The organism is Burkholderia sp. BCC1640, from assembly GCF_902833125.1.
GTDB lineage: Bacteria > Pseudomonadota > Gammaproteobacteria > Burkholderiales > Burkholderiaceae > Burkholderia > Burkholderia diffusa.
The window spans coordinates 1-22,424 of sequence record NZ_CADFEF010000039.1 but is presented as its reverse complement, the minus strand read 5'-3'; the positions used below and the strand labels follow the sequence as shown (position 1 = coordinate 22,424).

General features: G+C 67.5%; 18 protein-coding genes. 6 read left to right on the top strand and 12 right to left on the bottom strand.

The window, feature by feature from the left end; all coding sequences use genetic code 11:
• Positions 1-53: 53 nt before the first annotated feature.
• Positions 54-1,652, bottom strand: a complete 1,599-nt coding sequence (gene ahpF / locus HWX25_RS29615) for an alkyl hydroperoxide reductase subunit F (RefSeq protein WP_175912031.1) — start codon at positions 1,650-1,652, stop codon at positions 54-56.
• A 125-nt stretch (positions 1,653-1,777) separates the two neighbouring features.
• Entirely contained in the window at positions 1,778-2,341 is a 564-nt protein-coding gene (ahpC, locus tag HWX25_RS29610) for an alkyl hydroperoxide reductase subunit C (RefSeq protein WP_006488685.1), read from the bottom strand.
• A 320-nt stretch (positions 2,342-2,661) separates the two neighbouring features.
• Between ahpC and HWX25_RS29605 the strand changes: the two genes are divergently transcribed.
• From HWX25_RS29605 to HWX25_RS29595, 3 genes are read left to right on the top strand one after another with little or no spacing between them, the layout of a single operon-like run.
• Positions 2,662-3,618, top strand: coding sequence for an ABC transporter substrate-binding protein (locus HWX25_RS29605; RefSeq protein WP_175912029.1), 957 nt, complete (start codon positions 2,662-2,664; stop codon positions 3,616-3,618).
• A gap of 7 nt (positions 3,619-3,625) precedes the next feature.
• Positions 3,626-4,930, top strand: a complete 1,305-nt coding sequence (locus tag HWX25_RS29600) for a cation:dicarboxylase symporter family transporter (RefSeq protein WP_059818882.1) — start codon at positions 3,626-3,628, stop codon at positions 4,928-4,930.
• A 15-nt stretch (positions 4,931-4,945) separates the two neighbouring features.
• Positions 4,946-5,647 carry an amino acid racemase gene (locus HWX25_RS29595; RefSeq protein ID WP_175912027.1) on the top strand — a complete coding sequence of 234 codons (702 nt, stop codon included), beginning with the start codon at positions 4,946-4,948 and terminating at the stop codon, positions 5,645-5,647.
• Between the two features lie 37 nt (positions 5,648-5,684).
• Here the strand turns inward: HWX25_RS29595 and HWX25_RS29590 are convergent, their stop codons facing one another.
• Positions 5,685-6,578, bottom strand: coding sequence for a LysR substrate-binding domain-containing protein (locus tag HWX25_RS29590; RefSeq protein WP_059818884.1), 894 nt, complete (start codon positions 6,576-6,578; stop codon positions 5,685-5,687).
• A 177-nt stretch (positions 6,579-6,755) separates the two neighbouring features.
• On the opposite strand from HWX25_RS29590, the gene HWX25_RS29585 reads away from it, so the two are divergent.
• The 3 genes from HWX25_RS29585 to HWX25_RS29575 are packed head-to-tail and all read left to right on the top strand — an operon-like array spanning position 6,756 to position 9,728.
• On the top strand, positions 6,756-7,922 hold the full coding sequence (locus HWX25_RS29585) for a branched-chain amino acid ABC transporter substrate-binding protein (RefSeq protein WP_175912025.1): 1,167 nt from the start codon (positions 6,756-6,758) through the stop codon (positions 7,920-7,922).
• Positions 7,923-7,939: 17 nt separating this feature from the next.
• Positions 7,940-8,479: an L-2-amino-thiazoline-4-carboxylic acid hydrolase gene (locus tag HWX25_RS29580; protein ID WP_175912023.1), complete on the top strand. Its 540-nt coding sequence runs from the start codon at positions 7,940-7,942 to the stop codon at positions 8,477-8,479.
• Entirely contained in the window at positions 8,472-9,728 is a 1,257-nt protein-coding gene (locus HWX25_RS29575; protein WP_175912021.1) for a Zn-dependent hydrolase, read from the top strand. The genes HWX25_RS29580 and HWX25_RS29575 overlap by 8 nt, the downstream gene beginning before the upstream one ends.
• Before the next feature lie 21 nt (positions 9,729-9,749).
• On the opposite strand, the gene HWX25_RS29570 is transcribed toward HWX25_RS29575, so the two are convergent.
• From HWX25_RS29570 to HWX25_RS29530, 9 genes are all read right to left on the bottom strand, one after another.
• Positions 9,750-10,586: a cytochrome c gene (locus tag HWX25_RS29570; RefSeq protein ID WP_175912019.1), complete on the bottom strand. Its 837-nt coding sequence runs from the start codon at positions 10,584-10,586 to the stop codon at positions 9,750-9,752.
• A 233-nt stretch (positions 10,587-10,819) separates the two neighbouring features.
• Positions 10,820-12,118: a hypothetical protein gene (locus tag HWX25_RS29565; protein WP_175912058.1), complete on the bottom strand. Its 1,299-nt coding sequence runs from the start codon at positions 12,116-12,118 to the stop codon at positions 10,820-10,822.
• Positions 12,118-13,941, bottom strand: coding sequence for a glutamine--fructose-6-phosphate transaminase (isomerizing) (gene glmS / locus HWX25_RS29560; RefSeq protein WP_175912017.1), 1,824 nt, complete (start codon positions 13,939-13,941; stop codon positions 12,118-12,120). The genes HWX25_RS29565 and glmS overlap by 1 nt, the downstream gene beginning before the upstream one ends.
• A gap of 118 nt (positions 13,942-14,059) precedes the next feature.
• Positions 14,060-14,548, bottom strand: coding sequence for a Biofilm PGA synthesis auxiliary protein PgaD (locus tag HWX25_RS29555; protein ID WP_175912015.1), 489 nt, complete (start codon positions 14,546-14,548; stop codon positions 14,060-14,062).
• Positions 14,526-15,797, bottom strand: a complete 1,272-nt coding sequence (gene pgaC, locus HWX25_RS29550) for a poly-beta-1,6-N-acetyl-D-glucosamine synthase (RefSeq protein WP_059818890.1) — start codon at positions 15,795-15,797, stop codon at positions 14,526-14,528. The genes HWX25_RS29555 and pgaC overlap by 23 nt, the downstream gene beginning before the upstream one ends.
• Positions 15,794-17,887 (bottom strand): poly-beta-1,6-N-acetyl-D-glucosamine N-deacetylase PgaB, encoded by a 2,094-nt coding sequence (pgaB, locus tag HWX25_RS29545; protein ID WP_175912013.1) that lies wholly within the window; start codon positions 17,885-17,887, stop codon positions 15,794-15,796. Before pgaB ends, pgaC begins: the two co-directional genes overlap by 4 nt.
• Positions 17,888-17,902: 15 nt before the next feature.
• A complete protein-coding gene (gene pgaA / locus HWX25_RS29540) occupies positions 17,903-20,698 on the bottom strand; it encodes a poly-beta-1,6 N-acetyl-D-glucosamine export porin PgaA (RefSeq protein WP_175912011.1) in 2,796 nt (931 codons plus the stop codon).
• Positions 20,699-20,801: 103 nt separating this feature from the next.
• Positions 20,802-21,560, bottom strand: a complete 759-nt coding sequence (locus HWX25_RS29535; RefSeq protein WP_175912009.1) for a hypothetical protein — start codon at positions 21,558-21,560, stop codon at positions 20,802-20,804.
• A 75-nt stretch (positions 21,561-21,635) separates the two neighbouring features.
• The gene (locus tag HWX25_RS29530) at positions 21,636-22,058 is read right to left on the bottom strand and encodes a hypothetical protein (RefSeq protein ID WP_059525671.1); all 423 of its coding nucleotides are present in this window, start codon (positions 22,056-22,058) and stop codon (positions 21,636-21,638) included.
• Positions 22,059-22,424: the final 366 nt, after the last annotated feature.

Genomic DNA, 22,424 nt, shown 5'->3' with positions numbered 1-22,424 from the left:
CCGACCAGGGCATGCGTGGCCAAGAGAGACGAACCTGCGCGGTGCGTCGCGCGTTACGCGGCGATCGCTTCTTCGACCTGCGGCGCGTCGGCGGTCGCCGGCGTCGCGTCTTGCCGGATCAGGTGATCGAACGCGCCGAGCGATGCCTTCGCGCCTTCGCCCACCGCGATCACGATCTGCTTGAACGGCACCGTCGTCACGTCGCCGGCGGCAAACACGCCCGGCACCGACGTCGCACCGCGCGCATCGACGACGATCTCGCCGTGCTTCGACAGTTCGATCGTGCCCTTCAGCCATTCGGTGTTCGGCACGAGGCCGATCTGCACGAACACGCCTTCGAGATCGACACGCTTCGTTTCACCGGAGCGCAGATCCTTGTAGACGAGCCCGTTCAGCTTGCTGCCGTCGCCGGTCAGCTCGGTCGTCTGCGCCTGCGTGACGATCGTCACGTTCGGCAGGCTGCGCAGCTTGCGTTGCAGCACTTCGTCCGCGCGCAGTTGCGCGCCGTATTCGATCAGCGTGACTTCCTTCACGATGCCGGCCAGGTCGATCGCGGCCTCGACACCCGAGTTGCCGCCGCCGACCACCGCCACGCGCTTGCCTTTGAACAGCGGGCCGTCGCAGTGCGGGCAGTATGCGACACCGCGGTTGCGGTATTCGCGCTCGCCCGGCACGTTGATTTCGCGCCAGCGCGCACCGGTCGCGAGAATGATCGTCTTCGCCTTCAACACTGCGCCATTCGCGAGGCGGATCTGGTGCACGTCGCCCGGAATCAGCGCGTCGGCGCGCTGCACGTCCATGATGTCGACGTCGTACTGCTTCACGTGCTGCTCGAGCGCCGCGGCAAACTTCGGTCCTTCCGTTTCCTGCACCGACACGAAGTTCTCGATCGCCATCGTGTCGAGCACCTGGCCGCCGAAACGCTCGGCGACGACGCCCGTCGCGATGCCCTTGCGCGCCGAATAGATCGCGGCGGCCGCACCGGCCGGGCCGCCGCCGACGATCAGCGTGTCGAACACCGGCTTGTTCTCGAGCGACTTCGCGGCGCGGGCGCTGGCGCCCGTGTCGAGCTTCGCGAGAATTTCCTTCACGCTGCTGCGGCCCTGGCCGAACGATTCGCCATTCAGGAACATCGTCGGCACGGCCATGATCTGGCGTGCTTCGACTTCGTTCTGGAACAATGCGCCGTCGATCGCGACGTGGCGGATGCGCGGGTTGATCAGCGACATCACGTTCAGCGCCTGCACGACTTCCGGGCAGTTCTGGCACGACAGCGAGAAATACGTCTCGAACGCGTAATCGCCGTCGAGCGCGCGGATCTGTTCGATCACGTCGTCGTCGAGCTTGAGCGGATGGCCGCCCGTCTGCAGCAGTGCGAGCACGAGCGACGTGAATTCATGGCCCATCGGGATGCCGGCGAAGCGGATGCCGGCCGGCTTGCCGGGTTCGCCGATCGAGAACGACGGCTTGCGCTCGGCATCGTCGCGGCGTTCGGTTACGGTCACGCGCGACGTCAGCGACGCAATCTCGTTCAGCAGCGCAAGCAGTTCCTGCGATTTCGCGCTGTCGTCGAGCGACGCGACGAGTTCGATCGGGCGCGTGATCTTTTCGAGGTACGCCTTCAGTTGGTTCTTGAGATTGGCGTCGAGCATGGCGTTTCGGATTCCGTATTGATAATTATGGTCGGGCACGTCGTGCCGGAGAAGGGCGCGGGCCGCACGAGGCGGCCCGTGTTCGCGTGACGCGCGCGCCTCGTGCGAGGCGCGCGGCGCGATCGTCAGATCTTGCCGATCAGGTCGAGCGACGGGGTCAGCGTTTCCGCACCCGGCGTCCACTTGGCCGGGCACACTTCACCCGGGTGCGCCGCGATGTATTGCGCGGCCTGCACCTTGCGCAGCAGTTCGCCTGCGTCGCGGCCGATGCCGTTGTCGTGGATTTCGCACAGCTTGATCTCGCCTTCCGGGTTGATCACGAACGTGCCGCGCAGCGCCATCCCTTCTTCCTCGATCAGCACGTCGAAGTTGCGCGACAGCGTGAGCGTCGGGTCGCCGATCATCGGGTACTTGATCTTGCCGATCGTGTCCGACGTGTCGTGCCATGCCTTGTGCGTGAAGTGCGTATCGGTCGACACGCCGTAGATCTCGACACCCAGCTTCTGGAATTCCGCGTAGCGGTCGGCGAGGTCGCCCAGCTCGGTCGGGCAGACGAACGTGAAGTCGGCCGGGTAGAACACGACGACGGACCACTTGCCCTTGAAGTTCTCTTCGGACACGGGCACGAAATCGCCGTTGTGGTATGCGGTTGCCTTGAACGGTTTGATTTGGGTGTTGATGATCGGCATCTTGCGAGTTCCTTTGCTTGGGTGTTGATGAAGTGTTGCCAGTATCCGGGTTCACCCCAGGTTTGTGAAATTGCTTGTTTCAATCCGCGGCATCGGGAATTTCTATCTGCTTCCGGCCCCGTCGCGACGGGCCGTCCGGTCGGCCCGTGCCATCCGGGCCGGGCCTTCCGGCGGATTTCGGCCAACCGGCGCTTCTGACACATTGGGCGTGCGGGAGGGCGCGGCGCCGGGCGACGGCGATGCGCCCCGCGCAAGGGCCCGGCGCCCGTTCGGCACGAACGGCTGCGCGGTCGTTAGACACTCTCCGTCCCACTGCCGCCATGAACCTTTTTTCCGGACGCGCCCTGTGTGCGCCGCTCGCGTGGTTCCGCGAGATCGTCCCCATGTGGCGATGCCTGCATCGGCTTCTGCGCGGTGCGGCCTGCGTATTCGTGACCCTCTCGTGTGCCGCGCCGGCGCTCGCCGTCGATGCGTCCGCGCCGGCCGCGACGGCGACACCCGCCACCACATCGACCGGCCTCGTGCAGATGCCCGACGGCCGGCTGCTCGCGCCCGAGTTCGCCCGCATCGTCTCGCGCGGCGCGCTCGTCGTCGCGGTGCTCGGCGTCGATCAGCCGCCGTTCTTCATGTCGCGCAACGGCGCATTGGCGGGCGTCGACATCGATCTCGCCGACGAACTCGCGAAAAAGCTCGGCGTGTCCGTGCAGTTCGACCGCGATGCGCGCACGTTCGACGATGTCGTTCACCTGCTCGCGACCGGGCAGGCCGACGTCGCGATCAGCAAGCTGTCGCGCACGTTGCCGCGTGCGCAGGTGATCCGCTTCAGCACGCCGTACATCAACCTGCGACGCGCGCTGCTGATCAACCGCGTCAGCTTCGCGGAACTCGCGAAAGGGCGCGCGCTGCCGGAAGTCGTGCGCGATTACCGCGGCACGATCGGCGTCGTCGCGGGGTCGGCCTATGCGGAATACGTGCGCAGCGACTTCCCGGCCGCGCGGGTGCGCACGTATCCGAGCTGGCCGGCGACGCTCGACGCGCTGAACGCCGGAGCGGTCACGGCTGTGTATCGCGACGAACTCGCGATCAAGCTGGTGATGCAGGACGACCCGACCGCGCCGATCCGCTTGCGCGTCGCGACCTTCGACGACCTCACCGACGCGCTTGCCGTCGGCGTGCCGGTGTCCACGCCGACGCTGCTCGCGTTCGTCAATCAGTTCCTGGCCGAGCGCAACAAGCGGCTCGACGTGAAATCCTTGCTCGATGCGATGGGTCGCTGACATGAACATGAACATGAACGAGAACATCAGGATCATGCCCCGCATCGAGCGGCTGCATGCGTTCGCGATCCATCCGTTGACGGTCTTCGGCAGCCTTGCGCTCGGGATCGTGGCGGGCGTGCTGTGGCCGGCCGCCGCGCCGAAGTTCGACTATGTGGGCCAGGTGTACGTCGGCCTGCTGAAGATGACGGCGCTGCCGTTCATGACGGCCGCCGTGATCTTCAGCCTGCAGCGGCTGCTGCGCGACGGCAGCGCGTCGGACCTCGTGATGCGCGTGATCGCCATCTTCGGCTGCGCGTCGGTGTTCGTCGTGGCGGTCGGCGCGGTCGTGCTGGTCGCGATGCGGCCGGGCGAGCATCTGTCGAACGCGACGCTGAAGGCGTTCGGTGCGCTGGTCGGCAGCGACGGCGCGGCGAGCGACACCGTGATGACGCTGTACGGCACCGATCCCGCGGAGAAGTCGTCGGGCCTTGCCGACATGCTGATCGCACTGGTGCCCGGCAACTTCTTCGCGGCGCTCGCGAGCGGCGACACGCTGAAGGCGCTGGTGTTCTCGCTGTTCTTCGGCTTCGCGTCGGGACGCGTGCCGGCGAGCATCTCGGCGGCGCTGAGCCAGACGCTGGAGACCGTCTATTTCACGTGTCAGAAAATCATGCACTGGCTCGCGTATCCGACGCCGATCGTGCTGTTCTGCGGCGGCGCCGCGCAGATCGGCACGTCGGGGTTCGGGCCGCTCGAGGCGATGGTCCGCTTCGTCGCCGCGTTCGCCGTCGTCGCGCTCGTGCTGATCGCGGCCGCGATCGTCGTGATCTGGAAACGCTCGGGCGCGACGCTGGCCGAGACGCTCGCCGGGTTGCGCACGCCGTTCGCGATGGCGCTCGCCACGCGCAGCAGCGTGGCCTGCATGCCGAGCATGATCGAGTGCCTGGCCGACGGCTTCGGCTTTGCCCGTGCGCGCGTCGAGTTGGTCGTGCCGCTTGCCGTGTCGCTGCTGCGCGTCGGGCCGATGGTCTATTACGCAAGCGCGACGCTGTTCGTCGCACAACTCTACGAACGGTCGCTCGGCCCCGGCGAGCTTTGCGTCGTGCTGGTCGCATCGGTGCTGGCCGGATTCGCGTCGACCGGCACGTCGGGCGTCGTGACGGTGTCGCTCGCCGGCATGGTGTGCGCGGCACTGCACCTGCCGTTCGAGGCTGCGTTCGTTCTTTTCGCAGCGATCGATCCGTTCTGCGAAATATTGCGGACACTGTTGCTGGTGATCGGCAACTCGGCCGTCGTATCCGCGATCTGCGCGCGGCCGCCGCGTGCGTGAAGGAGGGGAGGCATCATGGCACTTGTCGGCGTACTGGGCGGAATGGGGCCGCTGGCCACGGTCGACTTCATGCATCGTGTGATTCGCCTGACACGCGCGCGTTGCGATCAGGAGCACCTGCCGATGATCGTCGCGAACCTGACGCGAACGCCCGATCGCTCGCGCGCGATCATCGACGGCGGGACCGATCCGCTGCCGGCGCTGCTCGATGGCATCGCGCTGCTGAACCGCTGCGGCGTGGACGTGATCGCGATTCCGTGCAATTCGGCGCATCACTGGTATGCGCCGCTGCGCGAACGCAGCGCGGCGCCGATCCTGCATATCGTCGATGCGTCGGTGGCCGCGTTGCCGGCTGGCGTGCGGCGCGTCGCGGTGCTCGCCACGGGCGGCACGCTGGTGTCGGGCTTTTACCAGGCGGCGCTGCGTGCACGCGGTTTCGAGCCGGTGATGCCGGGCGTGGTCGCGCAGCGCGATATCGCCGCGTGCATCGCGGCGGTCAAGGCGGGGAAGCTCGATGCGTCGGTGCGGTGCCTGACGCGCGCGCTCGCGACGCTGGCACGACGGGACGTGGGCGTGGCGGTGATGGGCTGCACGGAAATTCCGATCGCGGCGCGCGCGTTGCGCGATGCACCGTTCGCGTTGATCGACAGCACGCAGGAGCTGGCGCGCGCGACGGTCGCACATGCGGTCGCGCGCGGATGGGGGCGGGCGGTATGACGCATCGGCGGGACGGTACGCGTGCGGTCGGGCACGCTTATGCAGCCATCCGCCGGAGCCAATCCGCCAGCCGTCTCGCGCCGTCCGGCATGTCCGTATCCTCGCGCGTGCACAGGTAGTAGTCGCGCCCGTCGTCGAGCGCATGGTCGAACAGCTTCACGAGTTCGCCGTTCGCCAGTTCGCGCTCGACCAGCGGCGCGCGCAGCAGCGCCGCGCCGAGATCCGCGCGCGCCGCGCTCAGCGTCAGTTGCCCGTCCTCGAACATCGGCCCCACCGCGTGCGACACGTGCCGCACGCCGGCGCCCTGCAGCCAGTTGACCCAGGTGCTGCGATCCTCGTCGTGCACGAGCGGCGCCCGCGCGAGATCGGCCGGCGTGCGGAACGGCCCGTGGCGCTTCAGGAACGACGGGCTGCACATCGGCACCATCGCGCCCGGCAGCAGCCGCTCGCAGCGGTAGCCGGGCCAGTCGCCGGTGCCGAAGCGGATCGACAGGTCGGACGCGTCGCTTCGATAGTTGCGGTGATGCGCATACAGCACGGTCACGTCGACATCGGTGTTGTCGGCGAGGAACGCGTGCAGCCGCGGAATGAACCAGCCGATGCCGAGCAGCGGAATCAGGCTGATCGTGATCTGCCGCAGCGACGACCGGTCGCGCACGAAGCGCGTGGCGCTGCGCAGCACCGAGAACGCGGTGCTGATCGAGCGGTAGTAGTCGCGCCCCTCGTCGGTAAGCGCGAGCAGCCGGCCTTCGCGCACGGTCAGCGGCGTCTGGATGAACGCTTCGAGCAGCTGCAGCTGGTGACTGACGGCGGACGGCGTGATGTCGAGCTCGTGCGCCGCCGCGGTGACCGAGCCGAGACGCGCGAATGCCTCGAACGCGCGGACGGCGCGCAGCGGCGGATCGTGCGGCAATTGTTCGATATTTTTCATGTGTCGAATTTTATCGAAAAATCAGGGTAAGCGACAACACAAAAATATCTCGTATTTACAGGCGATTACGTTATTGTGTCGGAAATGGCATAAGCATCCAACAATTGAATATTTTGGGTGCGGGAGCCGAATATTTAATATTTTTCATGTTTTGATTCGAGTCCCCGATCCCCGCACATGAAAATCGCTTTTCTTCCCGCCAGCCTCGCATTCTCCGCGGCCACGCTGATCGCCGCCGTTCCCGCCTTCGCGCAGTCCGCGCCGCAGACGATCCTGATCGGTCTCGCCGCGCCGCTCACCGGCCCGTCCGCGCGGATCGGCAAGGACCTGCAGAACGGCGCGCAGCTCGCGATCGACGACGCGAACGCGACGCATCCGAGCATCGGCGGCAAGCCGGTCGTCTACAAGCTCGTCGCGGCCGACGATCAATCCGATCCGCGCACGGCCGTCGCGGTCGCGCAGCAGCTCGTCGACCAGCACGTGATCGGCGTCGTCGGTCACTGGAACACGGGCTGCAGCGTGCCGGCGTCGCGCGTCTACCGCGATGCGGGCATTCCGCAGATCGCGCCGGCGTCCACCGGCCACCCCTACACGCAGCAGGGCTACGCGACGGCGTTCCGCATCATGGGTCACGACGATGCGGGCGGCAACTTCACCGGCGCCTATGCGGTGAAGACGCTGAAGGCCAGGCGTATCGCGGTGATCGACGATCGCACGTCGTTCGGCGCGGGGCTGGCCGACCAGTTCATCAAGGGCGTGCAGGCGAATGGCGGCACGATCGTCGATCGCCAGTACGTGAACGACAAGACGACCGACTTCAGCGGCGTGCTGACCGCAATCAAGGGCAAGCGCGCGGATCTCGTGTTCTTCGGCGGGCTCGACGCGCAGGCCGCGCCGATCGCACGCCGGATGCGCCAGCTCGGCGTGAACGCGCCGCTGCTCGGCGCCGGCGGCTTTGTGAGCCAGACCTTCCTGTCGCTCGCGGGCAAGGACGGCGACGGCGTGACGGCGCTCGAACCGGGCCTGCCGCTCGACCGGATGCCGGGCGGCAAGGCGTTCGACACGCAGTACCGCACGCGCTTTCACGCGCCGATCGAGCTGCACGCGCCGTTCGCGTACGACGCGGCGGCCACGCTGATCGCGGCCGCGCAGAAGGCCGGCACGACGCAGCCGGCGAAGCTGGTCGCGGCCGTGCGCGCGATCGACCGGCCCGGCGTGACCGGCCGGGTCGCATTCGACGCCGAAGGCAATCTGAAGGACCCGGCATTCACGATCTATCAGGTGCGCGGCGGCAAGTGGACCGTCGTCGACGTGCTCGGCGGCGCGCACCCCGCAACGAAATGACGACGGAGACGAATCCCATGACCGACACGACACATGCATCCACGGTGGCACCCGAGGACTCGCGCCTCGGCATTCTCGCGCGGCGCCGCATCGAAGCGGAAATCATCAAGCCGATCTACGAGATCATGAAGCGGGAATTCGGCACCGAGCGCGCGCAGGCCGTGATCGCGGAAGCCGTGCGCGGCGCGGCCGTCGACGCGGGCCGCACGTTCGCCGCGCAGGAGCCCGACGGCACGAGCGTTCAATCGTTCATCGCGCTGCAGGTGCTGTGGGAGAAGGACGACGCGCTCGACGTCGAGGTGCATCGAGCGGACGACGCGCACTACGATTACGACGTGCATCGCTGCAGCTACGCGGAGATGTATCACGCGATGGGGCTCGGCGAGATCGGCCACCTGTTGAGCTGCGCGCGCGACAGCTACTTCATCGAGGGTTACGACCCGCGCATCGCGCTGACGCGCACGAGCACGATCATGCAGGGCGGCAAGCGCTGCGATTTCCGCTATGCGCTGCAGGCGGCGCCGCAGGTTGACACCCCGGAGGCCGGCAATGCGTGACGATCTCGCTGGCGCGCCGCGCGTCGACGGCGCGCGGTTGTGGGCGTCGCTTGAACGGATGGCGCAAATCGGCGCGACGCCGAAAGGCGGCGTCTGCCGTCTCGCGCTGACCGACCTCGACCGCGAGTCGCGCGATCTGTTCGTGCAGTGGGCGCGCGATGCCGGCTGCACGGTGCGGGTAGACCGGATGGGCAACGTGTTCGCGCGCCGCTCGGGCCGCAATCCCGATGCCGCGCCGGTGATGACGGGCTCGCACGCCGATTCGCAGCCGACCGGCGGCCGCTACGACGGCATCTACGGCGTGCTCGGCGGTCTCGAGGTTGTGCGTGCGCTGAACGATGCGGGCATCGAGACCGAGCGTCCGATCGACGTCGTGATCTGGACCAACGAGGAAGGGTCGCGCTTTGCGCCGGCGATGATCTCGGCCGGCGTGTTCGCGGGCGTCTATCCGCTTGAATACGGGCTGTCGCGCACCGACGGCGCGGGCAGGACGATCGGCGAGGAACTCGCGCGGATCGGCTACGCGGGCACCGAGCCCGTCGGCGGCTATGCGGTGCATGCCGCCTACGAACTGCATATCGAGCAGGGCGCGATTCTCGAGCGCGCCGGCAAGACGATCGGCGTCGTGACCGCCGGGCAGGGGCAGCGCTGGTACGAGGTAACGCTGACGGGTGTCGACGCGCACGCGGGCACCACGCCGATGGAATTCCGGCGCGACACGCTGGTGGGTGCCGCGCGGATGATCGAATTCGTCGATGCGCTCGGCCGTCGCCATGCGCCGCATGCGCGCGCGACGGTCGGGATGATCGAGGCGCGGCCGAATTCGCGTAACACGGTGCCGGGCGGCTGCTTCTTCACGGTCGAGTTTCGCCATCCCGACGATGCGGTGCTCGACGAGCTCGACGCGGCGCTGCGTGCGGAACTGGCGCGCGTCGCGGCCGATGCCGGCCTCGGTGCGCGGATCGAGCAGATCTTCACGTATCCGCCGGTGCCGTTCGCGCCGCACTGCATCGACGCGGTGCGCGATGCGGCGCAGGCGCTCGGGCTGCCGCACATGGACATCGTGTCCGGTGCGGGTCACGACGCGTGCTACATCGCGCGCGTCGCGCCGACGGGCATGATCTTCGTGCCGTGCGTCGACGGGCTGAGCCACAACGAGGCCGAGGCGATCACGCCGGAATGGTCGGCGGCGGGCGCCGACGTGCTGCTGCGCGCGGTGCTGCAAAGCGCGCAGGAACCGGGCGCGTGATGCGCGCGAGACCTGCGCGGCTTACTTGCCCGCCTTGTGCCGCGCCATGAACGCGAGGTAGGCGACGATCTGGTCGAGCTCACGGTCGCTCAGTTGATCGGGCGGGAATGCCGGCATCACGCGGCCCGGCCAGTCGCGCACCGATGCCGGATTGCGGATGTAGCGGCGCAGCGCGGCGGGCTGGAAGTAGTCGACCGGATTCATCGGCGCGTTCAGGTCGGGGCCGGCCTGGCTGCTGCCCGCGCCGTCGAGGCGATGGCACGCGAGGCATTGCGTGACGAACAGTCGCTGGCCCGCGCGGGCCGGATCGTTCGTCGGCAGCGTGGGATCGACGGCGAGCGATGGCCAGCGCGCGAGCGGCGACGATTCGATCGTGATGCGAACGATCTGATACGGCCATTGCTCGCCGCGCACCGACGATGCATCCGCCCCGAGCCACACGAGATAGAACGGCCCGGCGCTGACTTGCTTGCCCGGCAGCTTCGGCCACGGATGCGCGGGGTCCTCGATCGCGAGCCACGCGACGGCTCCGGCCGGCGCACGGCGGCGCGCGAGATCCAACGGCAGTTGCGCGGCGAAACCGTCGGCCGCGCGTGTTTCGAGCACGCCGTCCGCCGGCAGCGGCGTGTCGCCGAGCAGGGCGGCGAACGGCACCGCGCGGAACGTCATCGGCCGGCCGTACGCGATGTCGCGCGGCACGTGGATGTCCGTCGCGTCGGCGCGCGCGAGCAGCGCCTGGCGCGTCAGCACGCGAGGCGTGCCGTCGGTCTCGAGTTCGAGCGAGCCCTGCGCGGACGCGCGCGTCGCGATCAGACACACCGTCACCAGCAACAGCGAAAACCACCGGCGCTTCAGCATTCGTTCTCCGTGGGGGCGTTCCGGCGGCGGCAGGGAGGCGAGCGCGCGGCCGATGGATGGAATCGGGCGACAGTCTAGCCGGTACGGGGGTCGCTGGCGAATTCGATGCGGGATCGGCGCAGTGGCGGCGATCGCGCCGGCCGGCGGCAGCGGGCGGGATCGCATTGCGCAAGTCGGCCGGCTGCGCAATTACACGGGGCGACGGTGTCGGTCCGGTCCCGTTCGCGTCGCCGTCAATGTGTCGGACACTGCGCGTCGGCCTTCGGCAAAGGCGTTTCCCTTGCCGTGTCGAAATCGGCTTCGCGCGTCCCGGACGGCGTCAGCGATACGAAATGCATCGTCCCGCCGCGTGCCGCGAACCCGGCGATGCCGGTCGAACCCCACGGAATCGGCGAGCGCTGCGCGCCGCTCACCGACATGCCGGTTGCCGAAAGCGCCAGCGTCAGCAGCCGCCCGTCGCGCGTCGGCACATACGCATGCGTGCCGTCGACGCCGATTCCGGATTCCCGCACCGACGCCGGCAGGCAGTCGAGTGTCGCGAGGCGGCGGCCGTCCGGGTCGATCAGCATCGCGACGCCACGATTGTCCGCCGTCGTCGTGATGACGACGAAGCGGTCGATCGCCGGCACGTACGCGGACGAATACACGTAGTACTGGATCGCGTCGCTCAGCGGCCCGAGCTTGTCGAGCTTCGCCGTGACCGGATCGAACATCGCGTATTCGAGCGTCGCATCCGTGCTGCCTTCGATGAATTTCTGCCAGACGAGCAGCGCGCGGTGCGGCGAGCCGGCGACCACGGGCCACCATTCGCGGCGGTGCGGCGCGACCGGCACGTGATTCAGCACGCGTCCGTCGGCATCGTAGGTTTTCACGTAGACACCGTTGCCGGTGCCGAGGTTGTCGACGCCGCCGCCGTCGATCCAGTCGGCGGAATAGAACACGACGAAGCGTTCGCCCACCGCGGCGACATGCCCGGAGTGACCGCCCGCCTCGACGTCGTTCGGGTAGGGCTTGATCGGCTTCAGGTCGCGCCGATAGACGCCGTAGCGCTGGCTGACCTCCTGCGGCGTGTTCCAGCCGTCCTCGAACGTGACGAAGATGTCGCCACGCGGATTCTGCGCGATCGATACGGGCTCCTGCGCTTCCGGACGGCTGATGAACGTACGGACGCGCAGCAGACGCGGCTTGCCCGGCAGCCATTCGCCGACGTACACGTCGTGCGGCCAGTTGCCGTTGCGCAGCGCGCCGCGCGGCGCAATGCCCGAGCTGCTGAAGAACACCCAGCGCCGGCCGTCGCCGGCGTCGGCCACGCCGATTCCGTGCATGAAGCGCCGCGGGTCGCCGCTGTCCTGCGGCGACGCGGGCGCCCGCACCGTGACGGTGTGCACGACCGGCGCGCCGGCGAACGTGTGCGACGGTGCCGCGACGGCGCAACATGCGCCGCAGAGCACGGTCGCGACACGCCACGCGGCGGCGCGCGCGCCCGCATGGGCGCGCACGGTGGCGATCGGCGCCGCGACCGGCCGTCGCATCATTCGACGGTGACGGATTTAGCGAGGTTGCGCGGCTTGTCGACGTCGGCGCCGCGCGCGCACCCGACGTGATACGCGAGCAGCTGCAACGGGATCACGTTGACGATCGGCGACAGCGCGTCCCCCGATTCGCGCACGCGGATCAGGTGCGTGTCGCGGTCGGCGTCGATCTCGAGATGATGGCCCGCGAGTACGTACAGCCGCCCGCCGCGTGCGCGCACCTCGGCCATGTTGGACTTCAGCTTCTGGAACAGGCGGTCGTCCGGCGCGATCGTGACGACCGGCATCGCGCTCGTGACGAGTGCGAGCGGGCCATGCTTCAGTTCGCCGGCCGGATAGCCTTCCGCATGGATGTACGACACTTCCTTGAGCTTCAGCGCACCTTCCAGCGCGATCGGATAGTGAATGCCGCGCCCGAGGAACAGCGCGTTCTCGGTGCGCGCGAACTTCGCGGCCCAGCCCATGATCTGCGTTTCCAGCGCGAGTGCGTGAGCGATGCGATCCGGCAGTTCGTGCAGTTTCTTCAGGTGCATCGCGACATGTGCCGCATCGAGCCGGCCGCGTTGCTGCGCGAGCGTCAGCGTAAGCACGAACAGCGCGACGAGCTGCGTCGTGAACGCCTTGGTCGATGCGACGCCGAGCTCGATGCCGGCCCGCGTCAGGAAGCTGAGTGGCGCGTTGCGTGCGATCGAACTGGTCGCCACGTTGCAGATCGCCATCGACATATCCTGGCCCATCGCGCGCGCGCGCTCGATCGCGCCGATGGTGTCGGCGGTTTCGCCGGACTGCGAAATACCGACGACCAGCGTGCGCGGATCGGGCACGGTGTCGCGGTAGCGATATTCGCTCGCGATCTCGACCTGCGCCGGAATGCCTGCGATGCTCTCGAGCCAGTATTTCGCGGTCAGGCCCGCGTAGTAGCTGGTGCCGCAGCCGAGCAGCAGCACGCTCCGGGTCTTCGACAGCAGCGCCCGCGTGCTGTCGCTGCCGCCGAACAGCGCGGGCGAAATCGTGTCGACACCGTCGATCGTGGCGGCGATCGCCTTCGGCTGTTCGAAGATTTCCTTCTGCATGAAGTGCTGATACGGGCCGAGCGCGGCGTCGTCGTCGCGCGCCTTGACCAGGCATAGCGGACGCTGGGCCTCGCTCCCGATCGCGTCCACCACGTCGATCCGTTCCGGCGTGATCAGCGCGACGTCGCCGTCTTCCAGGTAGACGAAGCGGTCGGTCAGGTCGCCGAGCGCCGCGCAGTCGGACGCGAGGTAGTTCTGGTCCGCGCCGATGCCGATCACGAGCGGCGAGCCCGCGCGCGCGGCGACGAGCCGCTGCGGCTCGCGCGCGCTCAGCACGGCGATCGCGTACGCGCCGTGTAGCCGCTTGACCGCGCGGGTGACGGCATCGAACAGGTCGTCGCGATACATGCTGTGGATCAGATGCGCAATCACCTCGGTGTCGGTCTCGCCGCGAAACGTGTAGCCGCGCTCCCGCAGTTCGGCGCGCAACGCATCGTGGTTTTCGATGATCCCGTTGTGTACGACCGCGATCGTGTCGCCCGACATGATCGGGTGCGCGTTCATTTCCGACGGCGCGCCGTGCGTCGCCCAGCGCGTGTGCGCGATGCACGTCTGCGCTTCGAGGCCGAGCGTCAGCACGCGGTCCTGCAGGTCCGCCACGCGCCGCAGCGTGCGTTCGCTGCGCAGGCGGCCGTCACGCAGCACGGCGATGCCGCACGAGTCGTAACCGCGATACTCGAGCCGGCTCAGTGCATTGACCAGTTGCGGCACCTGATTGTTCAGGCCGCTTGCTCCGACGATTCCGCACATGATTCACCTCGTCTACAGGAAGTTGCAGGCCGGCGCACGACACGCGACGGCGCGAATCCGGGAGCGGTGTCGCGTCGCGCGGCATGCGTCGCGTCCGGCGCGGCACGTCTCCGGTGACCTATTCGCGGGGCTGCGGTCCCGCGTGCGCGATCCATTCGATGCCCGAGATCGAGCCGTTCGCATCGTGCGACGCGACGAGAATGCGCGACGTGCGCCGCGCGCCGCGCCGGCGGGCGCCCGCGAGCGCGGTCGGCGGAAGCGAGCGCATCTTCACGCTGGCCGAGCGCCGCAGCATCTTCGACACGCGCAGCCGGTACGCGAGCGGATGCACGACACGTCCCGCGATCAGCCACATGACGATCGTGCCGGCGATCAGCGCGATGCTCGTCACGTAGAACACGATCTGCTCGATCGGCATCTCGGCCTGGTTGAACGGCAGCAGGTAGCGGTACGTATAGATGCAGATCGATGCCCACACACCTCCGACGAGCGCGGGCCGCACGAGGCGGAACCATGCGACGAGCACGGGCCCGACGATGCCGCCGCGTTCGGCGATCAGTTCGCGCGGGGCGCGCAGGGAAAGATCAATAATCGGCGCGTTCTTCATGTTGAATGCCTCGGTCGGGACTGACCCAAACGGCGCGCTTGCCGCGGCCCCGCAATACGACGGCGGGCAGGGCGACGACGGTGGTGACCATGCTGATCAACCAGAACGCGACGGGGTACCAGACGGTGTCAAGGAAATACATCAGGAGTTTTTCGTCGTAACGACGATCGATCATGCTGCCGATGATCAGCTGCAGGATGCAGGTCGCGACCAGCAGCATCCCGTGCCAGTGCGGCACCACGGATACATGCCAGGTCTGCGGAAGCGGGTAGACGACGTCGATCAGCGCGAGCAGCAGGATGAACGACATCGAATAGGCCCACGCGATGCCGATCAGGTACTCGACGAACAGCGGCCACATCATCATCTGCGTCGGTCGCGCGAGCGTGCCCGCGTACTTGAGCAGCACCTGGATGCCGCCCTTCGCCCAGCGCAGCCGCTGCCGGTAGAGCCCCTTCAGCGTCTCGGGCATCAGGATCCAGCTGAGCGCGTGCGGCTCGTACACGACGCGCCAGTCGCGGCACTGCAGCTTCCAGCTGATGTCGATGTCCTCGGTCAGCATGTCCGAGCTCCAGTAGCCGACATCGGCGAGCGCGGTCTTGCGGAACATCGTGATCACGCCCGATACCGTGAAGATGCGGCCGTACACCTGCTGCGTGCGCTTGATCAGCCCGACGATCGACGAGAATTCGCCGACCTGCATGCGCCCCAGCAGCGACGTGCGCGTGCGGATGCGCGGGTTGCCCGTGACCGCGCCGACGCCCGGATCGGTCAGGAAATGCTCGAGCATCCAGCCGATCGCGTCGTGCGCGAGCAGCGCGTCGCCGTCGATGCAGAGCAGGTATTCCGCGTTCGACACCGCGGCCGCGGTGGTGAGCCCGACCGCCTTGCCTTCGTTGCGCGCGTGATGGATCACGAGCAGCCGCGGGATCTCGACGGCCAGCTCGTTGAGGATCTCGCCGGTGCGGTCCTTGCTGCCGTCGTTGACCGCGATGATGTCGTAGTTCGGGTAGTCCATCGCATTCAGGTGGCGGATCACGCCGCGCGCGTTCGCCGCTTCGTTGAAGCACGGCACGACGATCGAGATCTTCGGGATTCCGCTCGCCGCGATCGTGCGCGTCGACAGCTCGCGGCCTTCCTCGAGCAGGAAGTAATGGACGACGCCACCGATCATCCACAGATACGACATGAAGAACGGATAGTAGAAGACGAAATCCTGCAGGCGCTGGATGATGCTGTGGGTGGTCATGGCGTCTTGGTTCCCTGCGCATGCTGCATCTGCATCAGCGCGTTGATCGAGGTCGGATCGAGCCGCGACTTCAGCGACATCACGTCGCGCATCGCGTCGAGCTCCGGCTGGCCGTTCAGGAAGTTGTCGGGGTAGTAGCCGAAATTCACCGCGCCCTCGCTGCGCAGTCGCCGCATCTGAGCGAGCAGCGTGCGGGCCGGCACGTCCTTGTGCGCGTGCCAGTCGTACGACTGCAGTTCGAACACGGTGCGCTGCAGCCCGCGCTGCTTCGTACGGACGGTGCGCACGAGCTGGTCGAGCCAGCCCTCGGGGTCCTTCGCCTGTTCCATGTACGGCATCGCCATCAGCGCGACGTAGTCGTAGGTGGCAAGGAAATCGTCGTAGTTCTGCGCGTACCACGCTTCCGACTCGGGCTTGAGCACCGGCATCGCGAAGATGTTGCGCGCGGTCAGCACGTCGCCCACGTTCTGGTGCGCCAGCACGATCTGCTCGAGCTGGCGGGTCAGGTCGATCAGGTAGCGCGACTTCTGGCGCGTCCAGCGCTTCATCAGGTCGGGGTTCTCGCGGATCTTGCCGACGTCGGCCGGCAGCCCCCACTGCGAATAGGTACGCAGCGCATGTCGGCCCGCATCCTCGTAGTCGTCGAGCACGGCGTCGTCGCTGAACAGGATGCCGCTGAACGACGCGTGCTTGCTGAGATCCTCGTAGACCTGCTGGATCATCAGCCGCGCTTCCGGATCGAACGGGCTCAGCCGGAACACGCGCGTGCCGTTCTCGCGGGCCGGCGCGCCGCCGTATGCACTGACGGCCTCGAGCCCCTGATGCTTGTCCGGCGGCGGCCGGAACGCGAGCACCGGCATCCACGCGTACACCTGCACGTTGGAGCGCGTGTTGAGCTGCCACGCGGCGCGCGAGAACAGGTCGGCGCGCATCGGCAGGTGCCGGTTCGGGAAATATACGGCTTCGGCCACGCCCGTGCCTTTCGGGTCGGCATAGGCCTGCAGGTACACCGATTTCGGCTGCATCCGGTAGATGCGCTCGATCAGCTTGCCGAGATTCGCTTCCTGCCGCGCGGGATCGGGATCGTAGACCTGATCGAGATCGACCTGCACGATGCGCTCGGGCACGTCGACGTCGCCGCGGTTGGATGCCGGCTCGCGCATCGAGCGCTCGAACCCGCCGATGTCGACGTCGTACATCATCAGGATCCGCCTCAGCCGGTCCAGCGGCACGTCCGGCGTATTCGGGCCGGCATCGAGGCTGAACTGGATGTCCATGCCGAGCGACGTCGATATCTTGCGCACGGGCTGGTTTTCCGCGCCGTATGGCCACACCATCGAGCGTGCGACGATGCCGGTGCGTTCGCGGATCTGCCGCACGCATGTCTGAAGGTCGTCGTGCACGCGCGCTTCGAATTCGGCGTCGGTTTCATAGCGCTTCTCGTTCTGCAGGTAGAGGTGCGACGTGGTCGCCGGCAATTCGTTGCCTTGTGGATTCGCGACCGCGCCGTGATGGAGGTTGTGGGTGTGGCAGCCGAGCTCGACGAGGTGAGATTGACCGACCTTCTGCACCTCCTCCCACGACATGAAGTAGTCGCGCGGCACCTGGATCTTGTCGCTGATGCGGATCGGCGCATTCGGCGGCGCATCGATCCACGCGGTGACGATGCCCATCACGGCCGGATACTTGAAGCGCTCGAGCAGCGGCAGCACCTTCGTGTAGTGGCTGCGGTAGCCGTCGTCGAACGTGAGGAGCACCGCGCGCGGCGGCAGCGGCTTGCCGCCGTGCCGCGATTCCTCGATCTGCTTGACCGTGATGGTGTGGTAGTTGTTGGTCTGCAGCCACGAGAAGATCGCGGTCAGCGTGCCGGTATCGACCGCGAACGGGTCGACCATCGCCGACGCGGAGGAGAACGACGCCATCAGGTTGTCGCGCACGTCGTGCAAGCAGATCACGCGGAACGTCTTGCCGTCGGCCGGATCGGACGGCGGCAGCAGGTCGATCATCCGGGCGTTCGTCACGCCCGGGAACAGCGAACAGGCGGTGAACGTGCCGAGGCATCCGCACATGAAGGTCCGTCTGGTTTGCATTGAGCGATCTCCTTGCTAGAACGGCAGGTTGACCGACAGGAAGCCGGTTTCGGAGCGCTCGCGCTGGCCGTCGTACGCGTGGCTGCTGACCTCGACGCCATAGCTCAGCGTGATGTCGTGCTTGAACGTCCACGCGTGCTCGAGGCGTGCGCTCCAAAGCGGACTGGTGCCGAAGCCGCGCTCGTTGTACACGCCGCCCGACACCGATACGCGCTGCTGCAGCGACATGTCGCCCTTCTTCCACAGCGTCAGCTGGTGCATGACGGTCGCCGCGGCCGCGTAGTCGCGGCTCGGGCTGAAGTAGGGCGCGTCGTGGCGCGTGTTGCTGTCGGTGCCGAGATCCAGCGATACGTTGACGAGCTGATTGGCGGACGTGTACACGCGCTGCGTGGCGATTGCCGTGATTTCCTGGTGCAGGTTCGAATCGCTGTACCGGCTCACGCCGTAGCTCAGCTTGACCTCGCGACGATCGTTCTGCCGATACACGACCGAGACGTTCGCCGAGCGGCCCCAGATGTGCGCGGCATACGCCTTCCACGGCAGCGAGTTGTCGTTGGTATCGAGCCCGGCGTTGACCGTCCAGTAGTCGTTCAGCGCGTACGCGATCGATCCGCGGCCGCCGGTTCGGCCGTCTGCGCCGAACGAGCGCGTGACTTCGCCCTGCACGGTGAGCGGCCCGTGCCGGTAGTCGCCGCCGACGCCGGTGCGCGTGCGGCTGACGCTGCCGGAGTCGGTCTGCGCATGGCCGAAGAACGTGTGCGAGAAGACGCGCCAGTTGTCGCCGAATGGTTGGGAATACACATAACTGTCCGACGTGAAGCTGTTGTCGGCCAGCGCGCTGTTGCCGTGCTCGAAACTCAGGTCGGTCGTGAACACGGGGCTGCGGTATGCCTTGTAGTCGCGCTTGAAACCGCGCACGGCGCCGCTGTCCGGAAACACGTTGTCCACGGTCTGGTCGACGTACTTCGCGGTCGCGTAATCGTCCGCCACGAGCGCCGCGCGGCCGAGGCCCGCGAGCATCTCGACGCTGTCCGGGTGGTCGGTCAGCGAAGCGCGATACATCGCGATCGCCTGGCGCGGATGCGCCTGGCCCGACACCGCGTCGGCATGCGCGGCACGGACCTCCGCATTGAACGGCACCTGTTGCTCGAGCTGCTCGAGCGCGGCGATCCCTTCGTCGACGCGGCCCGTATAAATCAGGTATTGCGCGCGTAGCCGGTAGTAGCGCAGAAAGTCGCTTTCTTCCGGACCGTAGTTGCGCACCTCCTTGGCCGGCGGCAGCGAGTTGCCGATGTCGTCGAGCACCTGCTTCGCGTCCGCCGCGCGTCCCTGGTCGACGTACGACCAGAACAGCCCTTCGCGCAGTTCGATCGCACGCGTGCGTGCACCGTACTGGAAGCCGCGAGTCGCGCGGTCCGTCGGCGCGGCGGTCGCCTGCTTCAGCGCGCGCTGGTACACGCCGTTCGCCTTGGCCGGTTCGCTCAGGTAGAGGTAGGCGTCGCCGACGGCCGCCAGCGCGTCGATCGAGATCTCCGCGTCGGACGGAATCGTCTCGAACGTCGCGACGGCCTTCGTCATGTCGCCGCGCGCCGCGTAGGCGACGGTGCGGTCGCCCGCGAGCGCCGTCCTGACCGGCGAATATTCGGGCGTGGCCGGCATCCGCTTGTCGAGGTCGTCCGCGGCGTGCAGCGCGCTGTCGAGGCCGTCGAAGCGGTCGGAACTCGTCATCGAGCGCGACTTGTCACGTCCGCCGCGCACCTGCTGGCGAATCGCCAGTTCCTCCAGCTGCGCGACGTCGACGGCGGAGAACGCATCGGGCCGTGCCTTCGCTTCCTCGAGCGCCTGGATCGCGCCGCCGCTCGCCGCGAGGCCGAACACGTCGTTGCGCACCGTCGCGATGTCGGCGGTACGCAGATTCGGCATCTGGGCATTCGGCGCTTCGACGTCGGGGCCTTGCGATCGTTGCGTCTGCTCGCCGGGCAGCTGGGCGCCGGGCGTCTGTGAATTCGGCGTCACGGAGGACGGGGGTGGCGAGCCCGGTGTCTGGGTGACGGGCGCGGGCGAGCCAGGCATCGGGGTGCCGGAGGCCTGCGCGGTTTGCGTCGCGGAATTCGAGGGCGCGGGGGTTGCGGCCTGCGCGGGTTGCGGCGGCGGCTCCGGTGTGTGCGCGACGGGCGCGGGCGGACTGGACGCAGGTGTGTCGGACGTTGTCGCGGTAGTTTGCGCCGGCGTGTCGGGCGGCTGCGGGTTCGCGGCCTGGGCGACGCCGATCGGCGCGTCCGATGCCTGCGCGACGGGTGCCGGCATATTTGACGGCGCGGTGTCGGATGCCTGGGCCGGCTGCATCGGGGCGCTCGACGTCGGCTCGATCGGTGGCGGCGTACTCGGCGGCGCGGTATCGGTCGCCTGGGCGATCTGGATCGGCGCGCCCGGCGCCGGTTCGCTCGGCTGGGCGACGTTGGGGTCCACCACGACCGTGGTCGGCATCGCCTGCGGTGGCGGGTCCGACGCCTGCGCGAGCTGCATCGACGCATCCGATGCCTGCGCGATCGGCGTCGGCGCCTGCGGGGGCAGGGCGTTCCGACCCTGGGCGATTCCCAGCGACGCTGCCGTCGGTTGCATGTCGGGCGGCAGCGCATCCGCCGCGCCGCGCGTCCCGGCGATTTCGCTTGCGCCGCCCGGGGTCGCGTCGCCTTCGGCGGCAAGACAGGAGCCGGACGCGATGAGCAGCAACAGCAATGGCGCATGCAGGAGGATCCGCCGGTTGGGCGGAGCGGCGGTGGTGCATTGTTGCCTACGATTGTTAGCCACGATGTCTCCTCACTCTGAAACGATCACATCGGTTGCACGCCCGACGACGCGCGTCGCCGGTCGTCGTGCCGCCGGCAGCGAGGCCCGGCGGCATCCGGCCGCTTCACAGGCGGTTGCGGATCGCTTGTCCAAGCAGCGCGCGCGATTCGCTGTTTTTTGGGTCGATGGCGAGCGCGCGGCTCGCGTTCTGCTCCACGCAATTCCATTCGTCGATCCGGGCGCACCAGCGCGCCCGGGCCAGTGCGCGCGCGCCTTCCAGTTCGTCGCGCGTGACGCTGGTGGCCTCCATGTGCGGCGAGTCGGCGAGATACGATTGCGGTTGACGACGCGGCGCGGGGTCGGTGTGTTTTTTCGTGCTTGCGAGCGCCTGCGAACGTGACGTACGGTGCGTGTCGCCGGGCCGCGCCGCGCGACCGCCGGCCGATGCGGCGTGCGCGTTGGCCGCGAGCGTCGTGGGCGGCACATGCGCGGGGTGCGGGTGTTTCGCGGCGGCGCGGGCAGTCGTGCGTGGCGGCGCGGCCGGCGCCGCCGTGGCCGACACGGCAGATGTTGCCGACGCAAACGGCGTTCCCGGTACGGAAGGCGTAACCGGCTCGGCCTGCGCGACGGTCGATGCCGCGCGGGAGGCGTCGGCCGTCGCGGCCGCAATGGCGTTGCGATACTTTCCGACGGCGCTGCCGATCATGCCGGCGATGTCGTGCGTCACGGTTGCATGGCCGACTCCCGCGTCCCGCTGGACGTACGCGAAACCGCCGAAGATCGCGGCAAACGCAATGATGCTGAGTGCCGCACTCTTTCCGGGGCCCCAGGCGGGCTTCGACTGACGGACGGGCGAGCCGTCCGGTCGTTCTGCACGAGTCATTCAGTCCTCCTCGATTCGGCGGATCGCAGTGCACGACATGAGCACGTGCCATCGCCATGCGGATTCAATCGACGCTCACCACCGCAACTGCGTGGTGAGTGCGCCCGTTTCGACGACCGCGAATTGGGTCGAGCCCTGATAGGTGCCCTCGACCCGGTAACTTGCATCGGGCACGCTGAACAGACAGCGCGGCCCCGTTGCCTTGAATTCGACGAGCACGCGGCCATGCCGTCGCAGCCGCACCTGCACGTTGGACAGCGGTTGCCCGTTCGCGCCTGATACGAACGACACGCCGAGGTTGTAAGGGCGGCCATCGGGGGGGAGCGGTGCCGTACCGTCGATTCGCGCATCACCGCAGATGTACGAAATCATGTATCGGCCGGCCTCAGCGTCGGACGAGGGCGCCGGGGGCTGGGTCTGTGCCGCGGCGTTGATGCAGAGTGCGGATACGACGATGCCGAGGAGCGGGCGAGCATGCTGTTCAAACGAGGAAGACATTGCAACCTCCATCCGAAATCGCTGACAGCGCATTTATTCCGATTTGAAAATTAGCGACGTTCTTTTTGCGACATGCTATTGATACACGATGGGTTTTGAACAAACAATCGCGTGTGGCCAGAATGGGACATGCTTTAAATGTCTTATTTAAATAGGATTGGTGCTCATTCGACGAAATGGATCAGCACTGAACAAAGTCGATATTGCCGAACATGAAATTTGCTCGCCGGTAGCGATGACCGGCGGTTTCAAGGGCGAAGTGCAACACCTCGCGGGTTACTGAACAGGAGCGCGATCCGTGGGGTTAGCCAGAATCTGAGCAAGGATTTCCAGAGGCGTGTGCCAGTTCAGCGTGGCCCGCGGACG

Excerpts from the sequence above, each read along its gene's own strand:
- ahpF (WP_175912031.1), bottom strand. The coding sequence starts at position 1,652 with ATGCTCGACGCCAATCTCAAGAACCAACTGAAGGCGTACCTCGAAAAG.
- ahpC (WP_006488685.1), bottom strand. The coding sequence starts at position 2,341 with ATGCCGATCATCAACACCCAAATCAAACCGTTCAAGGCAACCGCATAC.
- HWX25_RS29605 (WP_175912029.1), top strand. The coding sequence starts at position 2,662 with ATGAACCTTTTTTCCGGACGCGCCCTGTGTGCGCCGCTCGCGTGGTTC.
- HWX25_RS29600 (WP_059818882.1), top strand. The coding sequence starts at position 3,626 with ATGAACATGAACGAGAACATCAGGATCATGCCCCGCATCGAGCGGCTG.
- HWX25_RS29595 (WP_175912027.1), top strand. The coding sequence starts at position 4,946 with ATGGCACTTGTCGGCGTACTGGGCGGAATGGGGCCGCTGGCCACGGTC.
- HWX25_RS29590 (WP_059818884.1), bottom strand. The coding sequence starts at position 6,578 with ATGAAAAATATCGAACAATTGCCGCACGATCCGCCGCTGCGCGCCGTC.
- HWX25_RS29585 (WP_175912025.1), top strand. The coding sequence starts at position 6,756 with ATGAAAATCGCTTTTCTTCCCGCCAGCCTCGCATTCTCCGCGGCCACG.
- HWX25_RS29580 (WP_175912023.1), top strand. The coding sequence starts at position 7,940 with ATGACCGACACGACACATGCATCCACGGTGGCACCCGAGGACTCGCGC.
- HWX25_RS29575 (WP_175912021.1), top strand. The coding sequence starts at position 8,472 with ATGCGTGACGATCTCGCTGGCGCGCCGCGCGTCGACGGCGCGCGGTTG.
- HWX25_RS29570 (WP_175912019.1), bottom strand. The coding sequence starts at position 10,586 with ATGCTGAAGCGCCGGTGGTTTTCGCTGTTGCTGGTGACGGTGTGTCTG.
- HWX25_RS29565 (WP_175912058.1), bottom strand. The coding sequence starts at position 12,118 with ATGCGACGGCCGGTCGCGGCGCCGATCGCCACCGTGCGCGCCCATGCG.
- glmS (WP_175912017.1), bottom strand. The coding sequence starts at position 13,941 with ATGTGCGGAATCGTCGGAGCAAGCGGCCTGAACAATCAGGTGCCGCAA.
- HWX25_RS29555 (WP_175912015.1), bottom strand. The coding sequence starts at position 14,548 with ATGAAGAACGCGCCGATTATTGATCTTTCCCTGCGCGCCCCGCGCGAA.
- pgaC (WP_059818890.1), bottom strand. The coding sequence starts at position 15,797 with ATGACCACCCACAGCATCATCCAGCGCCTGCAGGATTTCGTCTTCTAC.
- pgaB (WP_175912013.1), bottom strand. The coding sequence starts at position 17,887 with ATGCAAACCAGACGGACCTTCATGTGCGGATGCCTCGGCACGTTCACC.
- HWX25_RS29535 (WP_175912009.1), bottom strand. The coding sequence starts at position 21,560 with ATGACTCGTGCAGAACGACCGGACGGCTCGCCCGTCCGTCAGTCGAAG.
- HWX25_RS29530 (WP_059525671.1), bottom strand. The coding sequence starts at position 22,058 with ATGTCTTCCTCGTTTGAACAGCATGCTCGCCCGCTCCTCGGCATCGTC.